Here is a 21,878-nt window from a genome sequence, read left to right on the forward strand (position 1 = left end):
AGACGCGAAACGCAGGGGAGTTCCATGACCACAACGACCGTACGCCGAGCCGGTGCCCGGGAGTGGGGAGGACTGGCCGTGCTCTCCTTGCCCACCGTGCTGCTGGGCCTCGACGTCACCGTGCTGTACCTGGCCCTCCCCTCGCTGGCGGAGGATCTGCGGCCGTCCGGCACCCAGGAGCTGTGGATCATGGACGCCTACGGCTTCCTGATCGCCGGCTTCCTGCTCACCATGGGCACGCTGGGGGACCGGATCGGCCGGCGCAGGCTGCTGATGACCGGAGCCGCGGCCTTCGGGGCCGTCTCGTTGCTGGCGGCCTGGTCCACCAGCGCCGAGCTGCTCATCGTCGCGCGTGCGGCCCTGGGCATCGCGGGGGCCACTCTGATGCCGTCCACGCTGGCCCTGATCAGCAACATGTTCGCCGATCAGCGGCAGCGCTCCCTGGCCATCGGGGTCTGGGCGACGAGCTTCGCGTTCGGCATGGCGCTCGGGCCGGTGGCCGGCGGGGTGATGCTGGACCACTTCTGGTGGGGTTCGGTGTTCCTCCTCGCGGTCCCGGTCGCGATCGTGCTGCTGGTGGCCGCTCCGGTCCTGATCCCCGAGTACCGGGCGCCGCGGAGCGGCCCGTTCGACCTGCTCGGCGTCGCGCTGTCGCTGACCGCGATCCTGCCGGTGGTCTACGCGGTGAAGCGGTTCGCCGAGGACGGCTTCGCGGCGCCGACGATCGCCGCCGCGCTGGTCGGCGCGGTCTTCGCGGTGCTGTTCGTCCGCCGCCAGGCGGGGCTGGCGAACCCGCTGCTGGACGTGCGCCTGTTCGCCGACCGGACGTTCAGCGCCGCGCTGAGCGTGCTGCTCGTGGGCCTCGTCGGCGTCGGCGGCTCGATGCTGCTGATCACCCAGCAGCTCCAGTTCGTGGAAGGACTGCCTCCCGTCGAGGCGGGCCTGTGGATGGGGCCGCCGGCCCTGCTGATGTTCCTGGCGGCGATCGGGTCACCCCTGGTGGCCCGCCGGGTGCCGCCGGGAGTCGTGGTGGCGGCCACCCTGGCGCTGTCCACCATCGGTTACGTGCTGCTCGCCCTGGTGGACGCCTCGGACGGCCTCGCCCTGATGGTGATCGGTTTCGGCCTCGTCTACCTCGGGCTGGGGGCGATCGCGGCCCTGGGCACGGACCTGGTGGTCGGCGCCGCACCGGCCGAGAAGGCGGGCTCGGCCTCGGCGATGTCGGAGACCGTGCAGGAGCTGGGCCTCGCGCTGGGGGTGGCGGTCCTGGGCAGCCTGGCCACCGCGGTCTACCGCGACCGGGTCGACGACGCGATGCCCGCCGGTGTCCCGTCCGAGGTGGCCGACGTCGCGGGCGACAGCCTCGCCGGCGCGGTCTCCTCGGCACAGCGGATGCCCGCCGGATGGCTCGACCACGCCAAGGAAGCGGCAACGTCCGGGATGAACACCGCGATGATCGTCGCCGCGGCGTGCACCCTGCTGCTCTCGTTGGTGTCCGCCGTCGTGCTGCGGCGCGTCGGCGTCATCGGCGGCGACGACGTGCGGGCGACCGACGGGGACGGTCCTGCGGCATCGGCCCTGACGGAAGTCTGACCGGGCAAGGGGGCCCCTCCTTCGCTCCCCCACCGGCACGCGGACGGGGGACCCGGGGGCTCGGCCACGCGAAGCTTCCGGGCCCTCAGCGCGAGGCCCGGGCCACCTTCTTGGCGATCCTCTCGGCGTCCAGGGCCATTTCGCGGAGCATCCCGCTGATCGGGTTGGTGAAGCCGGTGAAGTAGAGCCCCGGGGCGCCCTTCGGCGAGCGTCCGCCGTGGGCGACCGGGCGGCCCCGCCCGTCCAGGACGTCCAGGTGGCCGAGCAGCGGCTCCAGGGCCCGGTCGTAGCCGGTGGCGGCGATGACGGCGTCCGGGGTGAGGCGGGTGCCGTCGGCCAGGACCACGGTGTCCCGGTCGAAGGAGGTGACCGTCGCCACCGGGGTGACCGCGCCGGACCTGACCGCGTCGATCAACCCGACGTCCTGGACCGGGATCGCGCCCTGGCGGACCCGGGAGTACAGGCCGGTGTCGGGGCGGGGGAGGCCCTGGGCGGCCAGGTCGGGCACGGCTATCCGGCACATCACGGCCCCCGCGCGGTCGACGATCCGCACCGGGAGGCGGCGGACCAGGATGCCGGTGGCCTGGGCCGGCCAGCCCGCGGTGGAGCGGCGGACGATGTGCGGGACCGTCCGGACCGCGATGCGCACCCGGGAGGCGCCGCCCTCCGCGAGATCCGCGGCGATCTCCGCGCCCGTGTTGCCTATGCCGACGACCAGGACGTCCCGGTCGGCGTACGGGGTCGGGGCGCGGTACGCCGCCGCGTGCAGCAGTTCGCCCGTGAACGTGTCGCGGCCCGGCCAGTCGGGGATGCGCGGGGTGTGGTTGAAACCGGTGGCGACGACCACCGCGCGGCCCCGCAGGACCCGTCCGCCGGTCGCCGTCAGCTGCCAGTCGCCGGAGCCGTCGGGGGCCCGGTCGATCCTCGTCACCTCGACGCCGGTGACCACTTCGAGACCGTGGTGCTCCCTGTACTTCTCCAGATACCGCACCACGTCGTCCCGGCCCACCCAGCGCCCGAACCCGCGCGGCATCCTCAACCCGGGCAGCGCCGACCAGCGGCGGGTCGTGTGCAGGCGCAGCCGGTCGTAGTGGCCGCGCCAGGACGCGCCGACCCGGTCCGACTTCTCCAGCACCACGGTCCGTACACCCCGGGCGCGGAGTGCGGCAGCGGCGGCGAGGCCTCCGGGGCCGCCGCCGATCACGTAGACGGGACGGTCGTCCGTACGGTCGGTGAGGGCGACGGCGTCAGTGCCTGTGGGGGACGGGCTGCTGGGCATGGTTCGGAGCGTAATCGTCCGCTCTGTTGATGGGTCTCGGTCAAGAGGGAAATCGATTGCGAATTGATCACGGGCCGGGGCCGGACGGTCACGAGCGGGGGCCGGGGGCGGTCAGAGCCGCTGCCAGCGCCTCGGCCCGGGCGGCGGCGACGGCCGGTTCGGCGCCGGTCGCGGCGACCATGGCCCACCGTCGCGGTACGCAGGCCACCGCCTCCAGCAGGGCGCCGGGCGCCGCCATGGACCGGGCCGTCGCCGCCATCTGATGCAGCGTCCGGTCCGCCGGCGGCAGGAAGACGCGGGTCGCCGCGTACGGCTCGTCGATCCCCTGCTCCCGGGCGCGGTCCCGGAAGGTGCGCAGGCTCTCGGCGCCGTGTGCGGAGAGGTTGAAGTCGATCGCCCCGACGAGGAGACGGTCGCCGAACGCACCGCCGAGCCGGCCGACGGCGAAGTCGATGCCGCCGGTGACGAGCCCTCCGTGGCTGCCGTCCGCGACGCTCTCCGGGCCCTGGAAAGCCGCGCGGACGGCCTCCAGCGCGGCGCGGACGGTCCGGTAGGCGTCCCTGGGGAGCCCGAGAGCGGTCCAGCCGGCCTCGTCGACGTAGTCGTTGCCCCGCCAGGAGTAGCCGTCCAGCATCTGGAGGGTCAGCCCTTCGGCGACCTGCCCGTGGCGGATGTGCCCCGACGGCACGACCGGGACGCGGCGGGCCGCCGGTGAGCCGGGCTGCGGGGAACCCGTTTCCGGGGAGCCGGGCGCGGGGGAGCCGGTCCCGGCCTCCTCGCCCTCCAGGGAGACGGTGAGGAAGGTGACCCAGGCCTCCAGGAGGTGATCGTCCCCGACCGCGTGCGCGGACCGGGCCTCCGCGGCCAGCCGGTCGGTGTCGGCGAGGTCCAGGTTGCCCACGATGCGCGCCCCGTCGCCCGCGTCGGCGGGCTTGAGCGCGGCCCGGACCAGGCCGTACCGGGTGCGGAGCAGCGAGGCCGCGTCGAGCACCCCGGCGACGAAGGCGTCCCGGTCGACGCCGGTGCGGGCGATCGTGTAGCCCGGCAGGACCGGGACGGTCAGCCCCAACCGCTGATGGGCCCGGCCGAGCCGCTGCTCGGCGGCGAGCAGCTCCTCGGGGGGCAGTTCCAGCGCGGACGCGGGCATCGCGCGGGCGGCGGCCACCGTGGGGTGGATGTGGTTCTTCCGGTTCCATCCGGTGGCGACCGCCGGGCTGTTGGCGTCCGTGGCCAGCTCGGCCAGCCCGGTCCTGCGGAGCAGCCAGAGCAGGAAGATCTGTGTCTCCACGTCCAGCGCGTACAGCCGGACCACCGCGTCGGGCCGGTCGCGCAGCCAGTCGATGACATGGCGGAGGGGAGTGTCGGCCCCCTCCTCGTGGGCCTCCGCCATCAGCAGCAGGGCATGGGTCAGGTAGTAGTGGTCCACGTCGCCGATGTCGACGGCGGGGACGCCCCGGAGCGCCGCGGCCTCGGCCCAGGGCGCGGTACGGCCCAGGGTGAGGTCGCCGGAGGTCCCCAGATACACCGATCTGGCTTCGACGTACGTGGTCACGTCGTGGGGTTCCTGGCCGCTCAGCAGAGCGGCCAGGTCCCCGTCGAACGCCTTGAGCAGGGGCGTGGTGGTGTGCAGCAGGAGCGACGGGGCGGTGCTGCCCGGCAGGGCCCGGTACGGCCGCACCGCCTCGCCCGCGGCCCTCGCCACGGCCGCGGTGTCCATGCCGAGAAGCCGTTTGGCGCTCTCCGCGACGCGTGTCCCGTTCCAGACCCGGTGTCCGGTGAAGAAGCCTTCCCAGCGTGCCTTTCCGCCGTCTCGTGCGGAGCAGACGGACGCGGCGACGGGTGAGAGCACCGTGTTCCCTTTCGGCGATGACGTTTCCGGTTTCCGGTTTCCCGGTTTCCCGTGTTCCGGTGTTCCGAAATTTCGGGTTTCCGATCCGCCCGGCTTCTCGTGTTCCGGTGTTCCGGTGTTCCGGTTTTCCCGTGTTCCGGTGCGGTCCGTCAGTTGCGGACCGTGGTGAATACCACCGTCACGTAGGGTAGCTCGAAGGTGTTGCCGCTTTTCAGTTCCGGGTGCACGGTGGCGAGTTCGCGTATGCGTTCCTCGATGTCCCGGCGGCGTTCCGGAGAGGACGTCAGGTAGTACGACCGTGATTTTATGAGCGTGATGAGGGACTCGATCGTCTTCGTCTCGGAGTGCGGGAAGAATCCCTGTTCGACGGCCCCGAACTGCGGCCCGAACGTGGGGTCGCGCAGCCAGCCGGTGAGCCATGCGGTGTCCTGGGCGCGCAGCGCCTTCAGCGCGCCGTGCAGCATGATCGCCGCGGGGGTGCGCGGGTCGGTCCCGGTGTCCTCGTCGGCGAGGATCCCGGACAGCGCCGCCGACCAGGGAACCTCTTCGTCGCGGAGGTTCCAGAGGGTCGCCAGGACTCCACCGGGGCGCAGTACGCGCGCTATCTCGGCGTGGGCGGGGGCAGGGTCGAACCAGTGGTAGGCGTGGCTGACCAGCACCGCGTCCAGGCTGGCGTCGGGCAGCGGGATGCTCTCGGCGCTGCCGGCCAGGGCCACCGCCCCCGGGGCCGTGGCGGTGACGCGGTCGCGCATCGCGTCGTCCGGCTCGACCGCGCGGGTCCGGTGCCCCTCGGCGGCCAGCACCCGGGTGAGCAGGCCGGTGCCCGCGCCGAGGTCCAGCACGTCCCGCGGTTCGGTCCCCAGGACCCACCGGACGCTTTCGACGGGATATCCCGGCCGGGTGGTCTCGTAGGCGTCGACCCCGTCACCGAAGGAACTGCCTCGCTGCTGCCATGCCGACGTGCCGTCCACGGCTTCTTCGTCCGTCATTCCGGGAACCTCGCATCCTTTTGTCCGTAGAACATACGGAGTCGATTCGGGTGATAGTCGAAGTGCATCGGGTGGCTTTCCCCGCGCAGTGCCGCCGCCACCGCCTCGGCGGTCACGGGGGCCTGGGCGAATCCGCCCGTGTTGTGACCGCCGGTGATGAGGAGAAGCCCGCCTCCGGCGGTCCTCACGGTCTCGAAGACCGGAAGGCTCGAAGCGGTCCAGGGCCGCACGCAGTACCTTCTGCTCCGCTCCAGCAGGCCTGACCGGCGGGCCGCGTCGAACGCGTCGGGGAAGAAGGAGGAGGCCGTGTCGTCGACCGCCGCGTAGAGCGCGTCGAGCTGCGTCGGATCGAGGTTGTCCGGGTCGGCGCCCGTCCAGCCGTAGCCCGATCCGACGGTGAGGAAGGAGCGGCCGTCCGGCCCCTCGGTCACGGTGACGTTGGCGTCGGCCGCCGTGTGCCCGCTCCTCGTGATCTTCAGGGAGTTCCTCAGCCCCCGGCCGGGATCGGGGAGGGTGAGCCAGACGCCGACCATTCCGTGGATCAGTCCGGCGGACTCGGTGCCGCGCAGCAGCGCCTCCCCGTAGGCGCCGGGGGAGAGGACGTAGTGGTCGGCGCGGACCGTCTCGCCGTCGCGGCAGCTGATCCCGTCCGGTGCGCCGCCCCCGCCCCGGACCAGGGAGTCCACCGGCCGCCCCCAGTGGAAGACCGCGCCCGCCCGCTCGGCCGCGTCGGCCGCGGCGCCGAGGAACCGGTGCACCTGCACGGTGAACCCGTTCACCTCGATGCCGCCGACGAAGGCCCCCGCCCGGTGCGCCGCGGCCAGCGCCGGGTGGCGGGCGCTGATCCGGTCGGCGGACAGGATCTCGAAGTGCCGGTCGGTGAAGGAGCGTTGACGCGCCACATGGGCTTCCAGCACGTCCTGGTCGCTGTAGACCCGCAGGATGCCCTGCCGCAGGCCGACTCCGTGGAACAGCTCCGGAGCGTCGTGCCGGAGCTCCCGCCACAGCCGGTCGGACGCGAGGTTGTATCCCAGGACGTCCTCGGTGAAGGACCGGGCCAGCCAGCCGGGCACCCGGGCGTTGTCCTCGACCCAGGCCCTCTCCGCCGGTCCCAGGCGGGCCAGGTCGGCCAAGCCCCAGCCCCGGTCCTTCACCGGCTGGGTGAAGGGCGGGGGCCCGCCCCCGGGGCTCGCGAAATAGCCGTCGGCCTCGGTGAGCGTGAACATCCGGGCGTCGCCGCCACCCCTGCTGCATCCGAAGGACGTCCACGGCGCGTCGGACCGGGGGTCGGGGCCGCTGTCGTAGAAGCTCACGCGGTGACCGGCCCGGAGCAGCCGCAGTCCGGTCAGCAGGTTCACCACGCCGGCGCCCACCAGGACGACCGAGGCCGCTTCCGGCCGGACGGCGCCGAGGCGCCCGGCGAGCACCGGGCCGACCCGCTCCGCCAGAAAACGGCGTTCGGCCGTGGCGAGCGCCCGTGCGTAGAGGTCCGCCGGGGACTCGGCCGCCCCGGCCGACGGGCACGCGGTCACGCGTAATCGGGGTCCGGCCGGTCCGGCCACGGGTAATCGGCGGGCGGACGGGAGGTGGACGCGCGCGGCGCTCCCGCGTGCCAGGCCCGTTCCGGCCGCCCGGTCCAGGAGGACGACGAGGAGAGGACGCTCGCCCGCCGCCGCACCCCAGGCGGCCGTCTCGGCGGCCGCGGGCACGGACCGGGTGAGCAGGACGTCCGGCCGGATCCGGGCCAGCGCCCGACCGCGGAGGGCACCCGGCCGAGCCCCCAGCACGGGGCGGTGCAGTACGTGGACGCCGTTCAGCAGCGGCTCGACGGAGGTCGGCACGGGATGATCCAGCAGAACCAGCAAGGGGCCTCCTCTGCAGGCTGGTTGGTCAGTTTCCAACCGGTCGGGCGGCGAAACGCCGTGGGGGTCCGGTGGCCGGATCTACGACGTTCTACGTCTCGGAATCCCGGCGGCGGGCCTCCCGCGCCGCAGGCCCGCCGCCGACGTCGAGCGGCGCCTTCACGTGCTCCCGGCACGTGCCACGCCTCCTCCCCCTTGCGCCGGGCCCTCGAATCCGCTGAACTGACGTACCGTCAGAAACCTTTCTCCGGAGGCCCGATGCAGACGATCTGGCTCAGCGGCGCGGAATGGCTCGCGGTCCTGCGCATAGGCCTCGGCCTGTGGTGGCTGGAGAGCTGGCGGCACAAGGACAAGAAGGGCTGGTTCGAGCGCGGCACGGGCATCGCCTGGGCGGCGGACGTCGCGGGCAAGCATCGCTGGGGCGCGGTGCGCACGGGCTTCCGGCGGGTCGTCGAACCGCGCCCGAAGGTGATGGCGTACATCGTCGTCCATGCGGAACTGGCCCTGGGCCTGGGCCTGGTGACGGGATTCCTGACGCCGGTCGCCCTCGTCGCGGGGCTTCTCCTCAACCTGCTCTACCTGGTCCTGATGATCCACGACTGGGCCGAGCAGGGACAGAACGCCATGATGGCGCTGATCTCCTTGGTGGCCCTGTTCGCGATGGCCTGGCAGACCTGGTCCCTGGACTCCGCCCTCGGACTGTTCCCGTGACCCGGCAGCGCGCGACGGCCCCGCGCTTCGACCTCCCCGAGCCGGACGCCTTCACTCGCCCCTACTGGGACGCGGCGGCGGAGGGGCACCTGCTCCTGCGCCGCTGCGGCGGGTGCGGCCGGGTCCATCACTACCCGCGCGAGTTCTGCCCGTACTGCTGGAGCGAGGACGTCGGGTGGGAGCGCGCGAGCGGAGAGGCGACCCTCTACACCTGGTCCGTCGTCCACCGTAACGACCTGCCGCCCTTCGGCTCCCGCGTCCCGTACGTCGCGGCCGTCGTCGACCTCGCCGAGGGCCCCCGGATGATGACGGAGGTCGTGGATTGCGCGCACGACGGCCTCCGGATCGGGATGGGGCTGACGGTCACGTTCCGGGGTGCGGAGGGCGAGGGCGGGGGGGCCGTGGCGGTGTTCCGGCCCTGCGGCTGACCGGCTCCGCGACGTCCGGGAGAGGCCGCGACGTCCGGGAGAGGCCGGGGCGGCCGGATTCCCGCCGAAACGGTCGGCCCGTGCCCGCCGCCTGTGGAAAGGTGGCGCGGGGGCCATGATCCGCGGGTGCGAGGGGGGCGGCGTGCGACGGTCGGGGGATGTCACGGGCTGGGCGTTCCTGGCGGAGGTGGACGGAGTCCGGCACGCCGGGCTGGCGGTCGGGCAGGCGGGGCTCAGCCCGTTCACCGGGGCCGGTCCCGGCGGAAGCCTGTTCACCCGGGCCTACGCGCGCGGGCTGGCCGTGCTCACCTCGCTGGACGAACTGCCGTTCGCGGACGCCGCCGACGCACGGTGGTGCGTCCATCGGGACACGGCGGGCGTCTTCGCCGTCTTCGGCCCCGGCGGCCTGGAGCTGGCGTACGACCTCGGCCTGGACCTGCCGCCCGGCTGGCTGGAGACGGCCGTCGGCGCCGGCTCGCTCGTCCTGGTGGTGTCCCACGTGCTGCCGACCGCGGTCGGCATGGCCGACGTGCTGGCCGACGAGACGCGGCGGGGAATGGTCTGCGCCGGCCGGGTGCGGTTCGGACCGCCCGGCCACGCCGCGGCCGGTCCGCCCACCGTCACCTACGTCCTCGACCCGGTGTCCGTCCTGCTGGAACTGGCGCTCCACGTCGGGGACCGGGTGCTGTCCCTCGACGCGGCCAAGCTGCGGGCCCGGGGGATGGAACGGACGCGGCGCGGACTGCTGCGGGAGCTGGAGAAGGCGCACGGGCTGACCGCCGAGGCGATGCTGGACGCGCTGACCGCAGAGGCGTCCCGGAGCCGCGAAGCACCCGCCGACGTCCTCCACCTCTACTGGCGGCTGGTGGCCGAGGTCGCCGAGGAGTGCGGGGCGGAGTCCACCTGGCGGCAGGCGGCCCTGCGTACGGTCGAGAGCGCGGCGCCGGTTCTGGCGCAGCGGTGCGATCGCTCGGTCTTCGAGGAGGCCGACACGGTGGCGGGCCGCCTCGTCGCGGAGCTGGAGGGCTCCCCGGACCTGGCGGCGGCCCTCCTGGCGGCCGCCAGACTGCGGCTGGCGGTACGGGGGCCGGAGGACCGGGGCGGCGACGGGTACGCCGGTGAGGAGTGGACCGTACGGACCGCCCAGCTCGCCGCCGACCTGTACCGTTCTCCGTCGCACCGGTCGTGGCCCGACGGCGAGCGGCCGATGCGGTTCGACGCGCGGATGCGCGCGGAGGCGGGCCAACTGCTGCTACGGGCGGCCGAGTCGGACGACCGGGAGCGCGGCCCGGGCAGCGCGCTGCGTCCGGCGATCCTGGCCGCGCTGGCCCAGGTGCTCGCGGAGGACGGAGGCGTGGACCAGGAGACCGCGCGGTCCGCGTTCGCCGCGCTGTACGAGGCGCCCGGGGCCGCTCCGCCGGACCTGCTGCTGTTTCTGCTCCGGTCGGTGGCCGACGACGTGCCCGACACGCTCGTCGACGCCGTACGCGAGAACGTGTTCGGCTCGGACGCGGAGGCGTTCCTCGCCGCGCACGGCGGTGCCGTCACCGCCCGCACCGTCGACCAGGGCGTCAGCCTCGCCCGGGAACGCGCCGACCGGCCGCTGCTCCGGGCCGCACTGGACTGGGCCGACAGCTTCTCCCTCCTCCGGGGCGCCGCGCACCGTCGGCAGCTGACGGAGGCCCGGCTGCACGCACTCCCCGACGACCCCACCGGCTGCCCGGCCCCCGGCGGCCCCGTCCCACGGTCCTTCCCGGCGTCCTGGCCGGCGGCCCGGCGCTCCGCCGCGCTGCTGCACGCCGCCGCCCACGCCCGCGACCGGCGGCAGCCCGCGCTGGGCGCCGACCTCCTGCGGCAGGCGGGACCGGGCGACAGCGCGGCGGTCAGACTCCTGACGGCCGACCTGTACCGCCTGGCCGTGGAGCAGGGCGAGCCGGTCTCCGACGTGGTCCCCTTCCCGTGGGGCCACAGCACGTACGCCGCTCTCTCCTACGCCTCGCTGGGTCAGCAGGACCTGGCCCGGGCCTGCCTGCTGCCCGTCATTCGGGAGATACCGCGACTGCGCGGCGACGCCCTCAGGAACGCCGTGTACGCGATCATCGTGGACGTCCCGAACTTCGACACCAGTGGAGCGCCGGCGCTCGGCGAGGTGCTGCGCGACCTCGTCCACTCCGCCGTATGGCAACTCACCGTCGAGATCGAGACTTTGCCGGTGGCGCTGATGCTCGGCCTCCACCAGGCGGGCAAGGGCCCGGAGGCGGGCGCGTGGCGCCGGATCGACGGCCCGCTCGCCCCGCCCCCGCACATCGGGAACTACGTCGAGAAACTCCGCGCCCTGGAGAGCCCCACCGCCCCCGGCGGTGCGACGGCGAACCTGCTCGACGTGCTGGACGCCGACCACCGCCCCGGAGGCGAAGGCGGAGGTGGGGATGGGGACGGGGGCGGCGACGACCGCGACGCGTTCGCCCGTAACCTGCGTCGCCGCATCTCCTCGTTCATCGACGACGAACTGCGCAGCCGATCGGCGGCGTTCGTGGACGACGCGCACCTGTGGGCGCGTACGGCGGAGCTGCTGGACGACCGCACGGTCCTGCTCACCTGGTTCCTGCCCACCGCTGTGAACGGCGCGGCCGTCCTGCTCGCCGTCACCCGGGAGGACAGCGCGATCATCGTGCAGCTCGGCGACCTTGCCGACGGCGGGCCGGAACGGGCCGCGGCCTACGCCGACCGGCACCCCGTCGCCGACCTGGTCGAGGCGGTCCGCACGGAGGTCGAACGCGACCCGCTCTTCGGCGACGTGACACCGGAGGGCCGCCGGCTGCTCACGGGGCACGAGCTCCCGCTCGTCGCGGGTGACCGGTGGGCCGCGTGGCGGGCGCGGGGCAAGGACCGGCTCCTGCTCTGGCCGCACGGCGCACTGCACTACCTGCCGGTCGCGCTCTGCACCGCCGGGGGCCGCGTGATCGCCGACGACTGGACCGTCACCACCATCGCCGGTCTCGAAGCGCTCCTCCCCGCCGCCGGCCCCGCACGCCCCCGCCGGACGGCGGTCCTCGCCTCCGCCAACGGCGGCGTCCCCTACGGCCTGCCCGCCGAACCCGCGCTGGAGGAGCACGCCAGGACGGTCGCCGCGGCGGTCGGCGCGACCGTGCTGACCGGTCCGGCCGCCACCCGTGCCGCGCTGCTCGCCGAACTCGCCACGGCCGACGTGGTCCACCTCGCCGTCCACGGCACGATGGACCAGGACGCCCCGTGGCTGCACTGCCTCTACCTCACCCCGGACGAGGACGACGACGGCCGGCTCCACGCCCACGACTTCCTCGGACTCGACCTGAGCGGCGTCCGCCTGGTCACGCTCGCCGCGTGCGAGTCGGCGCTGGGCCGGTTCGACCGGGCGGACAACATCCGCGGCGTCCCGGCCGCCCTGATCACCGCCGGTGTGCAGGCCGTCGTGGGCTGCCTGTGGGCCGTCCGCCCCGAACCGGCCACGTACTTCTACCACCGCCTGCACCAGCGGGCCGCGTCGGGAGAGGATCTTGAGCGCGCGTTCCGCGCGGCGCAGACCGCCACCCGCGCCCGCCACCCCCGCTACCGGGACTGGGGAGCGTTCACCTTTCTACTGGGCCGGAGCAAGGGAGCCAGCACATGACCGAGGTCCAGCTGCACGATGTCGCCCTGGTGCCGGAGCGCACCCTCGGAGCCCCGGCCGAGGACGGACCGCTGCGCGGCCGGCTCACCTTCGGCTGGGACCTGCTGCCCGCCGACCACCCGAGCGCCCCCGCCGACTGGCTCGCCCAGGTCCGCGGCACACCCGGGCGGGACTACCGCCACCTGCTGCTGGTGTGCTCCTTCCGTCCGGAGACCCCGCAGTCGCCGGGCGTCTTCCGGCACGCCTCCCTGGCGGTCTCCCTCACCACCCCCGACCCCGCTGTACGGCCGGTGGCCCGGCTCATCGACCCGGGCGAACGCACGCGCCCGGCGGCGGCCGGCCCCGGCACCGGACTCAGCTTCACGGTCAGCACCGGCATCGTGGACGTGGGCGTCGAGCGGCAGCCGGACGCGGGCCCCGGCCGGGAGGAGTGGATCGTGCGCGGCCACGGGGCGTCCCAGCCGGACCCGCAGTGGGAGTTCCGCAGTCTGCGCCGCCTGCCGCTGGTGGGCGACCACCCGGTGGCCGCCCTGGTGGAGCTGGTCCCCGGTGCGGTGAACACGGCGGAGGTGCTGGTCGCCGCCGAACTGGAGCACCGCAGCTGGGGCGTTCGCCGCTACCGGGCGAGCCTGGGGCCGGCACGCCACGGCATCACGCTGAGCCCGTGAGCCCGTGAGCCCGTGAGCCCGTGAGCCCCTCAGCCCGTGGGCCGTGAGCCCCGCCCGGTCCGGTGCTCGCTCCTCCTCCGCCGCCGGGGCCAACTGGGCCGTCACCAGCCCGTGCAGCAGCTCCGCGTCCACGAACTCGTCACAGCAACAAGGAAGGCGGCGAGTGCATCGAAGCCGCCAACGACTGGCACAAGTCCGGCTGAAGCAGCAACGAGGGCGCCGCCTGCGTGGAGGTCGCCACCTGCCCCCACGTCGCGAGCTGCCCCCACTACGCCACCGTCCACGTCCGCGACTCCAAGGTCACCGAGGGGCCCGCCTTCGCCGTCGCCCCGGCCGCCTGGACCGCGTTCCTGGACCACGCCACCACCGTCAGCGGCTGATCACAGCCCCGGCGCGCCCCACACCGGGAACCACCGGGACAGGTCCTTCTCCACCCGGAGGTCGTCGCCGAGAGCTCCCCGTACCTGGAGCTCCAGCTGGTTGTCCCGCTTCTCGGTACCGCCGGGCAGCGGGGCGAACGGATAGAACGTGCCGCGCTTGTAGAGGTAGACCAGGGCCAGCGACCGGCTCTCCGCGCCCCCTCCGCCCCGGAAACCGATCAGCGAGCAGAGAAGGTGCGGGCCGAAGCCGCCGTCCTGGAGCAGGGTGTTCACCGCGTGGAGGTCGTTGATCAGGGCGGCCGAGTCGTCGGCCGGGTGGCGGGCGAGCAGCCAGGTGTAGCCGTACGCGTCCCGGCTGAACTCCACCGGGATGCCGCCGCGCTCCGTGTCCGCGTCCAGCAGTTCGCGTACGTCCTCCTGGAGGCGCGCGAAGCCGCCGCCCTCCACTCCTGCGAAGCAGACCGAGCCCAGACCGGTCGGGGTGAGGCCGGTGGCGGCCTGAAGGGTGAGAGCGGCCGAGGGGACGGCGAAGAGCTGGTCGAGGTCGGGGCGGACGGGTTTGCTCCGGCCGAGGATCACGTCGAGCAGGCCCACGGGCGTAACTCCTTAACGTCGCCTCACGTCGCTTCACGTCGCTCAGCGGGACAGGTCGGTGGAGATGCGCGACAGCTGGTCCAGGCGCTGTTCCAGCGTCGGGTGGGAGGAGAACAGCCGGCCCAGGCTCTCCTTCGAGGAGAACGCCGGGATGAAATAGAACGCGTTGTACGGCTCCGCCTTCCGCAGGTCCTCCGTCGGGATGCGGGCCATCTGTCCGCTGACCTTCGTCAGGGCGGAGGCGAGCGCGGAGGGCCGGCCGGTGAGCAGGGCGGCGGCCCGGTCGGCGGACAGCTCGCGGTAGCGGGAGAGCAGCCGGGTCAGCAGGAAGCTGATCGCGTACACGACGGCGCTGATCAGCGGGATCAGCAGGAGCAGGATGCCCGCCGGATCGTTGCCCGGCCTGCTGCGGGCGAAGCCGCCCCACAGGGCGATACGGGTGATGATGCCCGCCAGCACCCCGAGGAACGAGGCGATCGTCATGACGGCCACGTCCCGGTGCGCGACGTGCGACATCTCGTGGGCGAGGACCCCCTCCAGCTCCTCCGGCTCCAGTCTGCGCAGGAGGCCCGTCGTCGCGCAGACCAGGGCCGTCCTCTCGCTGCGGCCGGTGGCGAACGCGTTCGGTACGTCGCTCTCGGCGATGGCGACCTTGGGCTTGGGCATGTCGGCCAGCGCGCAGATGCGGTCGATGGTGCCGTGCAGCTCGGGGGCCTGTTCGGGGGTGACCTCGCGGGCCCCCATGCCGTACGCGGCGATGCGGTCGCTGAACCAGAACTGGGCGATGAACAGGCCACCCGTGATGACCAGGATGATCGGCCAGGAGCCTTGCAGGGCCGCGAGGAGCACGCCCACGAAGACGACGTAGAGCAGGCCGATCAGGAACATGGTGGTCACCATGCGACCGGTCAGGCCCCGGTCGGGGGCGTAGCGCGAACGGGCTCGTGGCATCGGTGCCTCCCAACAGCTCACCTCTCACCTGCCTCCCATAGTGCCCCTTTACGGTGAGAACCGGATAAGCGTGCGGTCTGCACCGGTCGGGGACGGAACGGTCTGGGGCCGCCAGCACCGGTCGGCGGCGGACCGGCTCGGGAGTCCCGCACCGCTCACGGCCAGAGCAGCTCGCGCGCCCAGCCGCCGGCCTCCTGGCGCCGGTAGCGCAGCCGGATGTGGCGGCGCCGGGCGTCGCCCTGGAAGAACTCGACCTCGGCCGGCTCGACCACGTACCGGGTCCAGGTCGGAGCCTCCGTGTCCGGCTCCGCCCGTGCCCGGTCCCAGGCCGCGTCCGCCGCCCGGTGCAGCTCCGCCACGGAGTCCACGACCTCGCTCTGCGCCCCGGTCAGCGCGGCGGCGAGCGCCCCGGTGGACCGGGCGTGCAGGTCGGCGTGGCTCTCGGCGGGCGTGCAGCGGACGACCGGGCCCCGGACCCGTACCTGCCGACCTTGCGCGGGCCAGTAGAAGCCGAGCGCGGCGTACGGGCGGGCGGCGAGCTGGCGACCCTTGGCGCTGGTGGCGTGGGTGGCGAAGTGGAAGCCGCGCTCGTCGGCGTCGTGGAGGAGCAGCGTGCGTACGTCGGGAAGGCCCTCGGCGTCGGCGGTGGCCAGCGACATCGCGTGCGGCTCCGGCTGCCCCGCCGCGACGGCCTCGGCGAACCAGGTGTGGAAGAGGGGGGCCGGGGCGGGCGGGGTCGACGCCGGATCGAAGGACGGCAGCTCGGTGTCCCAGACGCGCTGGGCGTGCAGGAGGTCGCGGAAGTGGGGCGGGGTGGGGGAGTCGGCTTCGCTCATGGGCCCATTCCATCCGGTCCCGGCAGTGAGGGGGTAGTGGGGTGGGCGGCGCCGCGCCTCACGCGAACGTGCGCCTCGACAACAACAGTTTACGAACCGTCGAATGTTAACTATGGTTGTCACATGACTGCATTCGGGATCACTCCGGAAGAACAGGTGGAGCTCGACAAGGCGCTCTACGACGCCCTCGACCCCCTCGCGTCGGCCATCCGCTCCCGGCTGTCGGGGCTTCCCGAGGACCGCAAGTGGGAGGCGGAGCCCGTCGAGGTGGCGTTGTCCGTCCTGGCCGCGTGGAAGGTGGTGGACACGGAGGTGAAGCGGTTGACGGCGACCGCGGCGGGCACTGCCGGGAGCTACGGCGCGAGCTATGAACAGCTGGGGTCCGTATGGGGTATCACCCGGCAGGGCGCTCGGAAGAAGTGGCCCGAAGCCGTCAGTCGCCCGGCGGCCCCGGGATCGTCGACGAACCGGACCGTCGAACTGTGCGGCGGAACGGCCGAGGTGGCTCTGGAGCCCACGTCCGGCGGCTGGCGGTGGGCCGGCGTGGGTGCGGACGGGACGCGGGGGGCGGCCGACGCGGATGTCCGGTACGCGACGCCGGAGGAAGCCGCCGCCCACGCGGGCGCCTTCCTGAAGGGGCACTCGCGGGTGGACGGTGCGGCGATGCGCCGTGAGGCGGACGACTTCTTCGGCACGGAGGATCGGGCCGGCGACGAGGACCCGTGGGGGGCGGGGCGCGGGGTGATTGAGGGGTGCGGGGGCGATTGAGCGGCGCCCGCTCGCGCCCCCTCACCCCCGCCCCAGCACCACCGTCCCCGACGAGCAGAACCAGCCGCCCGTCCCCGACGCCACCGCCAGCTCCGGGAGGCGGCCCCCGGCCTTGCGCACCTGGCGTTCGCCGGCCTCGCCGCGCAGTTGGCGTACGGCCTCCACCAGCAGGAACAGCCCCCGCATCCCGGGGTGGCAGGCGGACAGGCCACCGCCGTCCGTGTTCACCGGGAGTTCGCCGCGCAGCCCCGTGCGGCCCTTGTCGACGAACGCGCCGCCCTCGCCCTTCGCGCAGAAGCCCAGGTCCTCCAGGGTCACCAGCGTCATGTACGTGAACGCGTCGTAGATCTCGGCCAGGTCGATGTCGGCGGGCCGCACCCCGGCCCGTTCGAAGGCCAGGCGGCCGGAGACGGCGGCGGGCGAGACCGTGAAGTCCTCCCACTCCGACATCGAGGAGTGCGAGACGTGCTCCCCGGTCCCCAGGATCCAGACGGGCCTTTTCGCCGTGTCGGGTACGTACTCCTCGGCGGCCAGCAGCACCGCGCAGCCCCCGTCGCTGCGGATGCAGCAGTGCAGCTTGGTGAACGGGTCCGCGATCATCGGGCCGGAGAGGACGTCGTCGACCGTGATCGGGCCCCGGAACATCGCCTCCGGGTTCGCGGCAGCGTTCGCCCGTGCCGTCACCGCCACCTCGGCGAGCTGCTCCAACGTCGTGCCGTACTCGTGCATGTGGCGGCGGGCGGCCATCGCGTACTTGGCGATCAGCGAGTGCCCGTACGGCACTTCGAACTGCGCCGGCCCCCGCGCCCCGAACGACAGGTTCGACGTGCGGCGGCCCGCCTTGATGTCGGCCCGGGCCGTCGACCCGTACACCAGGAGCACGGCACGGGCCCGGCCCGCGGCGATGGCGTCCGCCGCGTGGGCGGCCATCACCTCCCAGGTGGCGCCACCCACCGCCGTGGAGTCGACCCAGGTGGGCCGCAGCCCCAGATACTCGGCGACCTCCACCGGGGCGAGCGTCCCGAGCCCCGCCGAGGCGAAGCCGTCGACGACCGAGCGGTCGAGGCCGGAGTCGGCGAGCGCGCGGCGAGCGGCCTGGGCGTGCAGGGCGTACGGAGTGGCGTCGTCGACCCGGCCGCAGTCCGCGAGCGCCACGCCGACGACGGCGACCTTGCGCGGCCGACGGAGGGTTGCCGGGGCGGAGGAGGAGGGGTAGGGAGCCGTGGCGGGGGAAACCGGGGCTGAGGCCATAAATCTGACGGTACATCAGATAGGCGTGGCCGCCGCAACCGTTCGGGCGCGACGGCTTCCGCGGTCCCAGCGCGTGCGGGACCCTGGGAATCGCCGCACCGCGCACCTAACATGACGGCTCGTCAGATCAGGGGCCGGCCGTCGGTCCCTGGGTGGAAGGAGCCCGCAGATGGACGCCGCCTTCACCGCGGAACAGCACGAGATCCGCCGCACCCTGCGCGAACTGCTCGCCCGGAGCGCCGGCCCCGACGCGATCCCCGCCGCCGTCCGCACCGCCGAGGGCTACGACCCGGTCCTGTGGCGCAGGCTGGCCGGAGACCTCGGGCTGCCGGGGCTCGCCCTCGCGGAGGAGTACGGCGGGGCCGGGTGCACGGCCACCGAGCTGGCCCTCGCCTGTGAGGAGACCGGGCGCGCGCTGCTGCCCTCGCCGCTGCTCTCCACCGCCGCCCTCGCCGCACCCCTGATCGCCGCCCTCGGCACCCCGGACCAGCGGGCCGCCCTGCTGCCCCGGATCGCCGGGGGAGCCCTGACCGCCGCCCTCGCCGTCCCCGGCGGCTCGCTCGCCACCGCCCTCGGCCTCACCGGCGACAACGCCGACGGGGCCTGGGCGGGCGGCGGCCGGGCCGGCGGCATCCAGGCCCGCGGCCCCGGGGCGGGGGGCGGCCGACGGCTCTACGGGGAGGCCGACCGGGTCCTGGACGGTCACAGCGCGGGGCTGCTCCTGGTCGCCGCCCACGCCGGGGGCTACCCACGCAGCCGTACGCTCCTGTTCCTGGTGGACCCCGGAGCGGCGGGGCTGGCACGCACCCGGCTCACCGCGCTCGACGAGACCCGCCCGCTGGCCCGCGTCGAGCTGCGCGACACCCCGGCCGAGCTCCTCGGCGCGGACGACACCGCCGACGCGGCCACCGCGCTCGCCGCCGCCGGACGCACGGCCGCCGCGATCCTCGCCGCCGAGGCGGTCGGGACGGCGGCGAGCGCGCTGGAGCGCACCGTGGAGTACGTGAAGGCGCGCGAACAGTTCGGCAGGGCCGTCGGTTCGTTCCAGGCCGTCAAGCACCGCCTCGCCGACCTGTACGTACGCGTCGAGGCGGCCCGCTCCGCCGCGTACCACGCCGCGAGGGACCCGGAGGCCGGGCCCCTCGCGCTCGCCCAGGCGCTGGAGGCCGCCCGGATCACCACCGGGGAGGCCGTCCAGCTGCACGGCGGCATCGGCTTCACCTGGGAGCACGAGGCGCACCGGTATCTGAAGCGGGCGGCGGGCGACGAACTGCTCTTCGGCCCGGTCCACCGGCTGCGCGACCACGCGGCGCGGCGGGCCGGACTCTTCGGGACCGGTCGGATGCCGCTCGCCGCAGCACCCGGGGCGGGCGTCCGGTGACCGCCGCCCGCGGTGCGCGTCTGGTCCAGAAGGTCTCCTCGACCCGCGCCTTCGGGCGGATCGCCCCGCTCGTGGTGCCCGCCCTGGACCGGGCCGTGCACCGGCTCACCCGGCGAAAGGTGCTGCTCAGCGCCCGGATGCTGCCGGGCCTCGTCCTCACGGTGCCGGGGGCGCGCACGGGCCGGCCGAGGACCACGCCGCTGGCCTGCATGCCGGAGGGCGAGGTGGAGGGCAGCTGGATCCTGGTCGGCAGCAACTTCGGGCGCCCGGGCCACCCGGCCTGGACCGCGAACCTGCTGGCCCGCGGGGGCGAGGCCGTCGTCAACTGGCGCGGCCGGGACATCCCGGTGCGCGCGAGCCTGCTGGAGGGCGAGGACCGGGAGCGGGTGTGGGAGGCCGCACTCGTGTTCTGGCCGCCCTACGCGGCGTACCAGCGGCGGCTGGAGCGACAGATCCGGCTGTTCCGGCTGGAGAGGCGGTAGAGGCGGTAGCGGTGGTAGCGGCGGGCAGGTCGGCAGCGGCGGGCGCGGCGGCGGCGGCGGCGGGCGGGGCGGCCTCCCGCGCGGCCCCTCCTCCGGGAACGCCGACGGCGGACCACCCGCAGGGGCGCGTGGGTGGTCCGCCGTCGGTGAGACAGGACGTGTGGCGTCCGGGTGGGCGGGTGCCCGCCCGGTGGCGTGGGGCGTCCGGGGCCGGTCGGCCTCCCGCGCCCCGGGCCGCTTACTTCGTCGGCTTCTTCCCGGTGATGCCGAGGTGCAGCAACAGGGCGAGATTGGGACGCAGTTCGGCCTGCTTCACACCCCAGGTGGTGAAACCCTTCTGGTGCGAGGCGACCGCGGCCAGCATCGCCACCAGGGAGCCCGCCATCGCCGCCGGACTGACGTCCTTGTCGACCTTGCCCTTGCTCTGGAGCTCCTTCACGGAATCCGTGAGGGAGTTGGTGACCGAGTTCAGGATCTTCATACGGATCTTGTAGAACCGTTTGTCCCCCTCGGCCGCTCCGAGGTCGATCACGCGGAGGATCGCGTCGTTGTGCCGCCAGAAGTCGAGGAATCCCTCGACGAGTTGTTCGGCGGTGGTCCAGCCGGCCTTGCCGACCCAGGAGCGTCCGGCGACCAGTTCGGTCAGTCCGGCGCCCTCCTTGGCGACCTCCTCGGCGATTTCGAGGACGGCGCCCTCCACGTCGGGGAAGTACTGGTAGAAAGTCGCGGGTGAAGTCCCGGCCTTCCGGGCGACGTCGATGACTTTGACGTCCCGGTACGGCGAGGAGCTGAGCATCTCGCTGAGGCAGTCGAGCAGCTTCTGCCGCGTCGCCTGACCGCGTCGACCGGCCACGCGGCCGTCGACGGTACGTACTTGTCCTGTCATGCCGTCAGCTTACCGAGGGGTGATGGGAGCGCGATTCGGCCGACTGCAAATGGGGAACGTCGCAGGACCGGCGGGGTGCGCAGGGGTGGCGAGCGGCGGTTTTCAGCCGCCGTGCGCGAGGCGCCGGAGCCCGGAGAGCGGCCGGGTGAGGCCGGGGTCGCAGCTGGAGTAAATGTTATCAACAGCCTGTGGACAACTTCGGTGGACAACTTTCGTCCACATGGTGAGCGCACCCGTCATCAATCGGTCAAAGGTTCCCTTTAGGTGCCTCCAGGGCGCGCGGGGCCGGACGCGACGTTACGTTGACCGTGACGGGCGTCACTGCTACGGAAGGACCCGGTCCCATGGCCGCATTCGCGCATTCCGCGCCGTGCTGGGCGGACGTGCAGCTCTCCGACCTCGAAGCGGGCAAGCGCTTCTACGGCGGGCTCTTCGGCTGGACCTTCCGGGCCGGCGACGGCATGCCCTTCGCGGACGCGCTCAGCGACGGCCTCCTCGTCGCCGGCCTCGCCGCCAAGAAGGACGGCCGGATGCCCACGGCCTGGGGCGTCTACTTCGCCACCGACGACATCCGGGCCACCGTCGCCGCGATCCGCGAGCACGGCGGCCAGATCATCACCGACCCCGTACGGGCGGGGCGCGCCGGGATCGTGGCGCAGGCGGCCGACCCCGGGGGCGCCGTCTTCGGGCTCTGGCAGCCGGAGGAACGCGCGGGCTTCGAGAAGCAGAACGAGCCCGCCTCCTTCTGCTGGACCGAGGTCTACACCCGGCAGCCGGACACGGTGGACCCCTTCTACGAGAAGGTCTTCGGCTTCCACGGCACCGGCCTGGACGAGGCGGGCCACGACGTCTCCGGCGACTCCGAGGCGCTGGTCGACTTCCGGATGTGGTCCCCCCGGGGCGTCGAACCGGGCCCGGACACCGCTGTCGGCGGCCGCAGCGTCATCACGGACGCGTTCCCGGCCGAGATGCCGAGCTACTTCCTCGTCTACTTCGCCGTCGCCGACTGCGACGCCGCCGCCGAACTCGCCGTACAGCTCGGTGGCCGGGTGGCCCAGCCGCCCTTCGACATCCCCTCCGGGCGGATGGCCGTGCTGCACGACGACCAGGGGGCCGCCTTCGCGGTGCTGGAGCCCGGCGAGCCGCGTCCGTGACCCCGGCTTCCGCGCCGTCGTGACCCCGGTTCTCGCGCCCTCGTAACCCCGGCTTCCGCACCTTCGTAGCTCGGGCCACCGCACCCTCCGCCCCCTCTCCACACCCCGGTGTGGGGGGATACCGCCCGAAGTGACATGAGACACCCCCATCCGCCCCCGGGTTCGCA

The 21,878-nt window shown here is 73.8% G+C and carries 18 protein-coding genes and 1 pseudogene; 10 read left to right on the forward strand and 9 right to left on the reverse strand.

All coding sequences use genetic code 11. The features are described from left to right. The first annotated feature begins 24 nt into the window (after nucleotides 1-24). Entirely contained in the window at nucleotides 25-1,593 is a 1,569-nt protein-coding gene (locus ACH4RG_RS04675; RefSeq protein ID WP_397919626.1) for an MFS transporter, read from the forward strand. Nucleotides 1,594-1,678: 85 nt separating this feature from the next. On the opposite strand, the gene ACH4RG_RS04680 is transcribed toward ACH4RG_RS04675, so the two are convergent. The 4 genes from ACH4RG_RS04680 to ACH4RG_RS04695 all read right to left on the reverse strand — a co-directional run bounded on the left by ACH4RG_RS04680 (nucleotide 1,679) and on the right by ACH4RG_RS04695 (nucleotide 7,575). Beyond that, the gene (locus ACH4RG_RS04680; protein ID WP_397927666.1) at nucleotides 1,679-2,872 is read right to left on the reverse strand and encodes a flavin-containing monooxygenase; all 1,194 of its coding nucleotides are present in this window, start codon (nucleotides 2,870-2,872) and stop codon (nucleotides 1,679-1,681) included. 88 nt (nucleotides 2,873-2,960) lie between these two features. Next, entirely contained in the window at nucleotides 2,961-4,721 is a 1,761-nt protein-coding gene (locus ACH4RG_RS04685; protein ID WP_397919630.1) for a hypothetical protein, read from the reverse strand. A 149-nt stretch (nucleotides 4,722-4,870) separates the two neighbouring features. Beyond that, complete coding sequence (locus ACH4RG_RS04690; protein ID WP_397927668.1) at nucleotides 4,871-5,710, reverse strand: class I SAM-dependent methyltransferase; 840 nt, start codon at nucleotides 5,708-5,710, stop codon at nucleotides 4,871-4,873. Then, nucleotides 5,707-7,575: an NAD(P)/FAD-dependent oxidoreductase gene (locus ACH4RG_RS04695; protein ID WP_398539114.1), complete on the reverse strand. Its 1,869-nt coding sequence runs from the start codon at nucleotides 7,573-7,575 to the stop codon at nucleotides 5,707-5,709. Before ACH4RG_RS04695 ends, ACH4RG_RS04690 begins: the two co-directional genes overlap by 4 nt. A 255-nt stretch (nucleotides 7,576-7,830) precedes the next feature. Here ACH4RG_RS04695 and ACH4RG_RS04700 point away from each other — a divergent pair, with 255 nt between their 5' ends. From ACH4RG_RS04700 to ACH4RG_RS04720, 5 genes and pseudogenes are all read left to right on the forward strand, one after another. Then, complete coding sequence (locus ACH4RG_RS04700; protein ID WP_397919636.1) at nucleotides 7,831-8,283, forward strand: DoxX family protein; 453 nt, start codon at nucleotides 7,831-7,833, stop codon at nucleotides 8,281-8,283. Further along, nucleotides 8,280-8,711 (forward strand): Zn-ribbon domain-containing OB-fold protein, encoded by a 432-nt coding sequence (locus tag ACH4RG_RS04705; RefSeq protein WP_397919638.1) that lies wholly within the window; start codon nucleotides 8,280-8,282, stop codon nucleotides 8,709-8,711. Before ACH4RG_RS04700 ends, ACH4RG_RS04705 begins: the two co-directional genes overlap by 4 nt. Before the next feature lie 142 nt (nucleotides 8,712-8,853). Continuing rightward, on the forward strand, nucleotides 8,854-12,360 hold the full coding sequence (locus ACH4RG_RS04710; RefSeq protein ID WP_398539115.1) for a CHAT domain-containing protein: 3,507 nt from the start codon (nucleotides 8,854-8,856) through the stop codon (nucleotides 12,358-12,360). Further along, nucleotides 12,357-13,028, forward strand: coding sequence for a hypothetical protein (locus tag ACH4RG_RS04715; RefSeq protein ID WP_397919642.1), 672 nt, complete (start codon nucleotides 12,357-12,359; stop codon nucleotides 13,026-13,028). The genes ACH4RG_RS04710 and ACH4RG_RS04715 overlap by 4 nt, the downstream gene beginning before the upstream one ends. Nucleotides 13,029-13,195: 167 nt before the next feature. Continuing rightward, nucleotides 13,196-13,408, forward strand: a pseudogene (locus ACH4RG_RS04720) (DUF397 domain-containing protein). On the opposite strand, the gene ACH4RG_RS04725 reads toward ACH4RG_RS04720, so the two are convergent. The 3 genes from ACH4RG_RS04725 to ACH4RG_RS04735 form a co-directional block, all read right to left on the reverse strand. Next, on the reverse strand, nucleotides 13,409-14,002 hold the full coding sequence (locus tag ACH4RG_RS04725) for a hypothetical protein (protein WP_397919644.1): 594 nt from the start codon (nucleotides 14,000-14,002) through the stop codon (nucleotides 13,409-13,411). A gap of 42 nt (nucleotides 14,003-14,044) precedes the next feature. Then, nucleotides 14,045-14,953 (reverse strand): zinc metalloprotease HtpX, encoded by a 909-nt coding sequence (gene htpX, locus ACH4RG_RS04730; RefSeq protein ID WP_397919646.1) that lies wholly within the window; start codon nucleotides 14,951-14,953, stop codon nucleotides 14,045-14,047. Between the two features lie 155 nt (nucleotides 14,954-15,108). Beyond that, entirely contained in the window at nucleotides 15,109-15,789 is a 681-nt protein-coding gene (locus ACH4RG_RS04735; protein WP_397919648.1) for a pyridoxal 5'-phosphate synthase, read from the reverse strand. Nucleotides 15,790-15,912: 123 nt separating this feature from the next. On the opposite strand from ACH4RG_RS04735, the gene ACH4RG_RS04740 reads away from it, so the two are divergent. Next, entirely contained in the window at nucleotides 15,913-16,557 is a 645-nt protein-coding gene (locus tag ACH4RG_RS04740; protein ID WP_397919650.1) for a hypothetical protein, read from the forward strand. Between the two features lie 21 nt (nucleotides 16,558-16,578). Here the strand turns inward: ACH4RG_RS04740 and ACH4RG_RS04745 are convergent, their stop codons facing one another. Further along, nucleotides 16,579-17,808, reverse strand: a complete 1,230-nt coding sequence (locus ACH4RG_RS04745) for a thiolase C-terminal domain-containing protein (protein ID WP_398539116.1) — start codon at nucleotides 17,806-17,808, stop codon at nucleotides 16,579-16,581. A 169-nt stretch (nucleotides 17,809-17,977) separates the two neighbouring features. On the opposite strand from ACH4RG_RS04745, the gene ACH4RG_RS04750 reads away from it, so the two are divergent. Together ACH4RG_RS04750 and ACH4RG_RS04755 are read left to right on the forward strand one after the other, a co-directional pair. Continuing rightward, nucleotides 17,978-19,189 (forward strand): acyl-CoA dehydrogenase family protein, encoded by a 1,212-nt coding sequence (locus ACH4RG_RS04750; protein ID WP_398539117.1) that lies wholly within the window; start codon nucleotides 17,978-17,980, stop codon nucleotides 19,187-19,189. Further along, the gene (locus ACH4RG_RS04755; RefSeq protein WP_398539118.1) at nucleotides 19,186-19,671 is read left to right on the forward strand and encodes a nitroreductase family deazaflavin-dependent oxidoreductase; all 486 of its coding nucleotides are present in this window, start codon (nucleotides 19,186-19,188) and stop codon (nucleotides 19,669-19,671) included. The genes ACH4RG_RS04750 and ACH4RG_RS04755 overlap by 4 nt, the downstream gene beginning before the upstream one ends. 238 nt (nucleotides 19,672-19,909) lie before the next feature. Here the strand turns inward: ACH4RG_RS04755 and ACH4RG_RS04760 are convergent, their stop codons facing one another. Further along, entirely contained in the window at nucleotides 19,910-20,557 is a 648-nt protein-coding gene (locus ACH4RG_RS04760; RefSeq protein WP_397919657.1) for a TetR family transcriptional regulator, read from the reverse strand. A gap of 344 nt (nucleotides 20,558-20,901) precedes the next feature. Here ACH4RG_RS04760 and ACH4RG_RS04765 point away from each other — a divergent pair, with 344 nt between their 5' ends. Further along, nucleotides 20,902-21,711 carry a VOC family protein gene (locus ACH4RG_RS04765; protein WP_398539119.1) on the forward strand — a complete coding sequence of 270 codons (810 nt, stop codon included), beginning with the start codon at nucleotides 20,902-20,904 and terminating at the stop codon, nucleotides 21,709-21,711. The last annotated feature ends 167 nt before the right edge of the window (nucleotides 21,712-21,878 follow it).

It is taken from the genome of Streptomyces sp. NPDC021019 (genome assembly GCF_044333295.1).
In the GTDB taxonomy this organism is placed as follows: Bacteria; Actinomycetota; Actinomycetes; order Streptomycetales; family Streptomycetaceae; genus Streptomyces.

Coding starts and splice junctions, on each gene's coding strand:
- htpX (WP_397919646.1), bottom strand. CDS start 14,953: ATGCCACGAGCCCGTTCGCGCTACGCCCCCGACCGGGGCCTGACCGGT.
- ACH4RG_RS04765 (WP_398539119.1), top strand. CDS start 20,902: ATGGCCGCATTCGCGCATTCCGCGCCGTGCTGGGCGGACGTGCAGCTC.
- ACH4RG_RS04690 (WP_397927668.1), bottom strand. CDS start 5,710: ATGACGGACGAAGAAGCCGTGGACGGCACGTCGGCATGGCAGCAGCGA.
- ACH4RG_RS04700 (WP_397919636.1), top strand. CDS start 7,831: ATGCAGACGATCTGGCTCAGCGGCGCGGAATGGCTCGCGGTCCTGCGC.
- ACH4RG_RS04760 (WP_397919657.1), bottom strand. CDS start 20,557: ATGACAGGACAAGTACGTACCGTCGACGGCCGCGTGGCCGGTCGACGC.
- ACH4RG_RS04675 (WP_397919626.1), top strand. CDS start 25: ATGACCACAACGACCGTACGCCGAGCCGGTGCCCGGGAGTGGGGAGGA.
- ACH4RG_RS04715 (WP_397919642.1), top strand. CDS start 12,357: ATGACCGAGGTCCAGCTGCACGATGTCGCCCTGGTGCCGGAGCGCACC.
- ACH4RG_RS04740 (WP_397919650.1), top strand. CDS start 15,913: ATGACTGCATTCGGGATCACTCCGGAAGAACAGGTGGAGCTCGACAAG.
- ACH4RG_RS04745 (WP_398539116.1), bottom strand. CDS start 17,808: ATGGCCTCAGCCCCGGTTTCCCCCGCCACGGCTCCCTACCCCTCCTCC.
- ACH4RG_RS04680 (WP_397927666.1), bottom strand. CDS start 2,872: ATGCCCAGCAGCCCGTCCCCCACAGGCACTGACGCCGTCGCCCTCACC.
- ACH4RG_RS04735 (WP_397919648.1), bottom strand. CDS start 15,789: ATGAGCGAAGCCGACTCCCCCACCCCGCCCCACTTCCGCGACCTCCTG.
- ACH4RG_RS04750 (WP_398539117.1), top strand. CDS start 17,978: ATGGACGCCGCCTTCACCGCGGAACAGCACGAGATCCGCCGCACCCTG.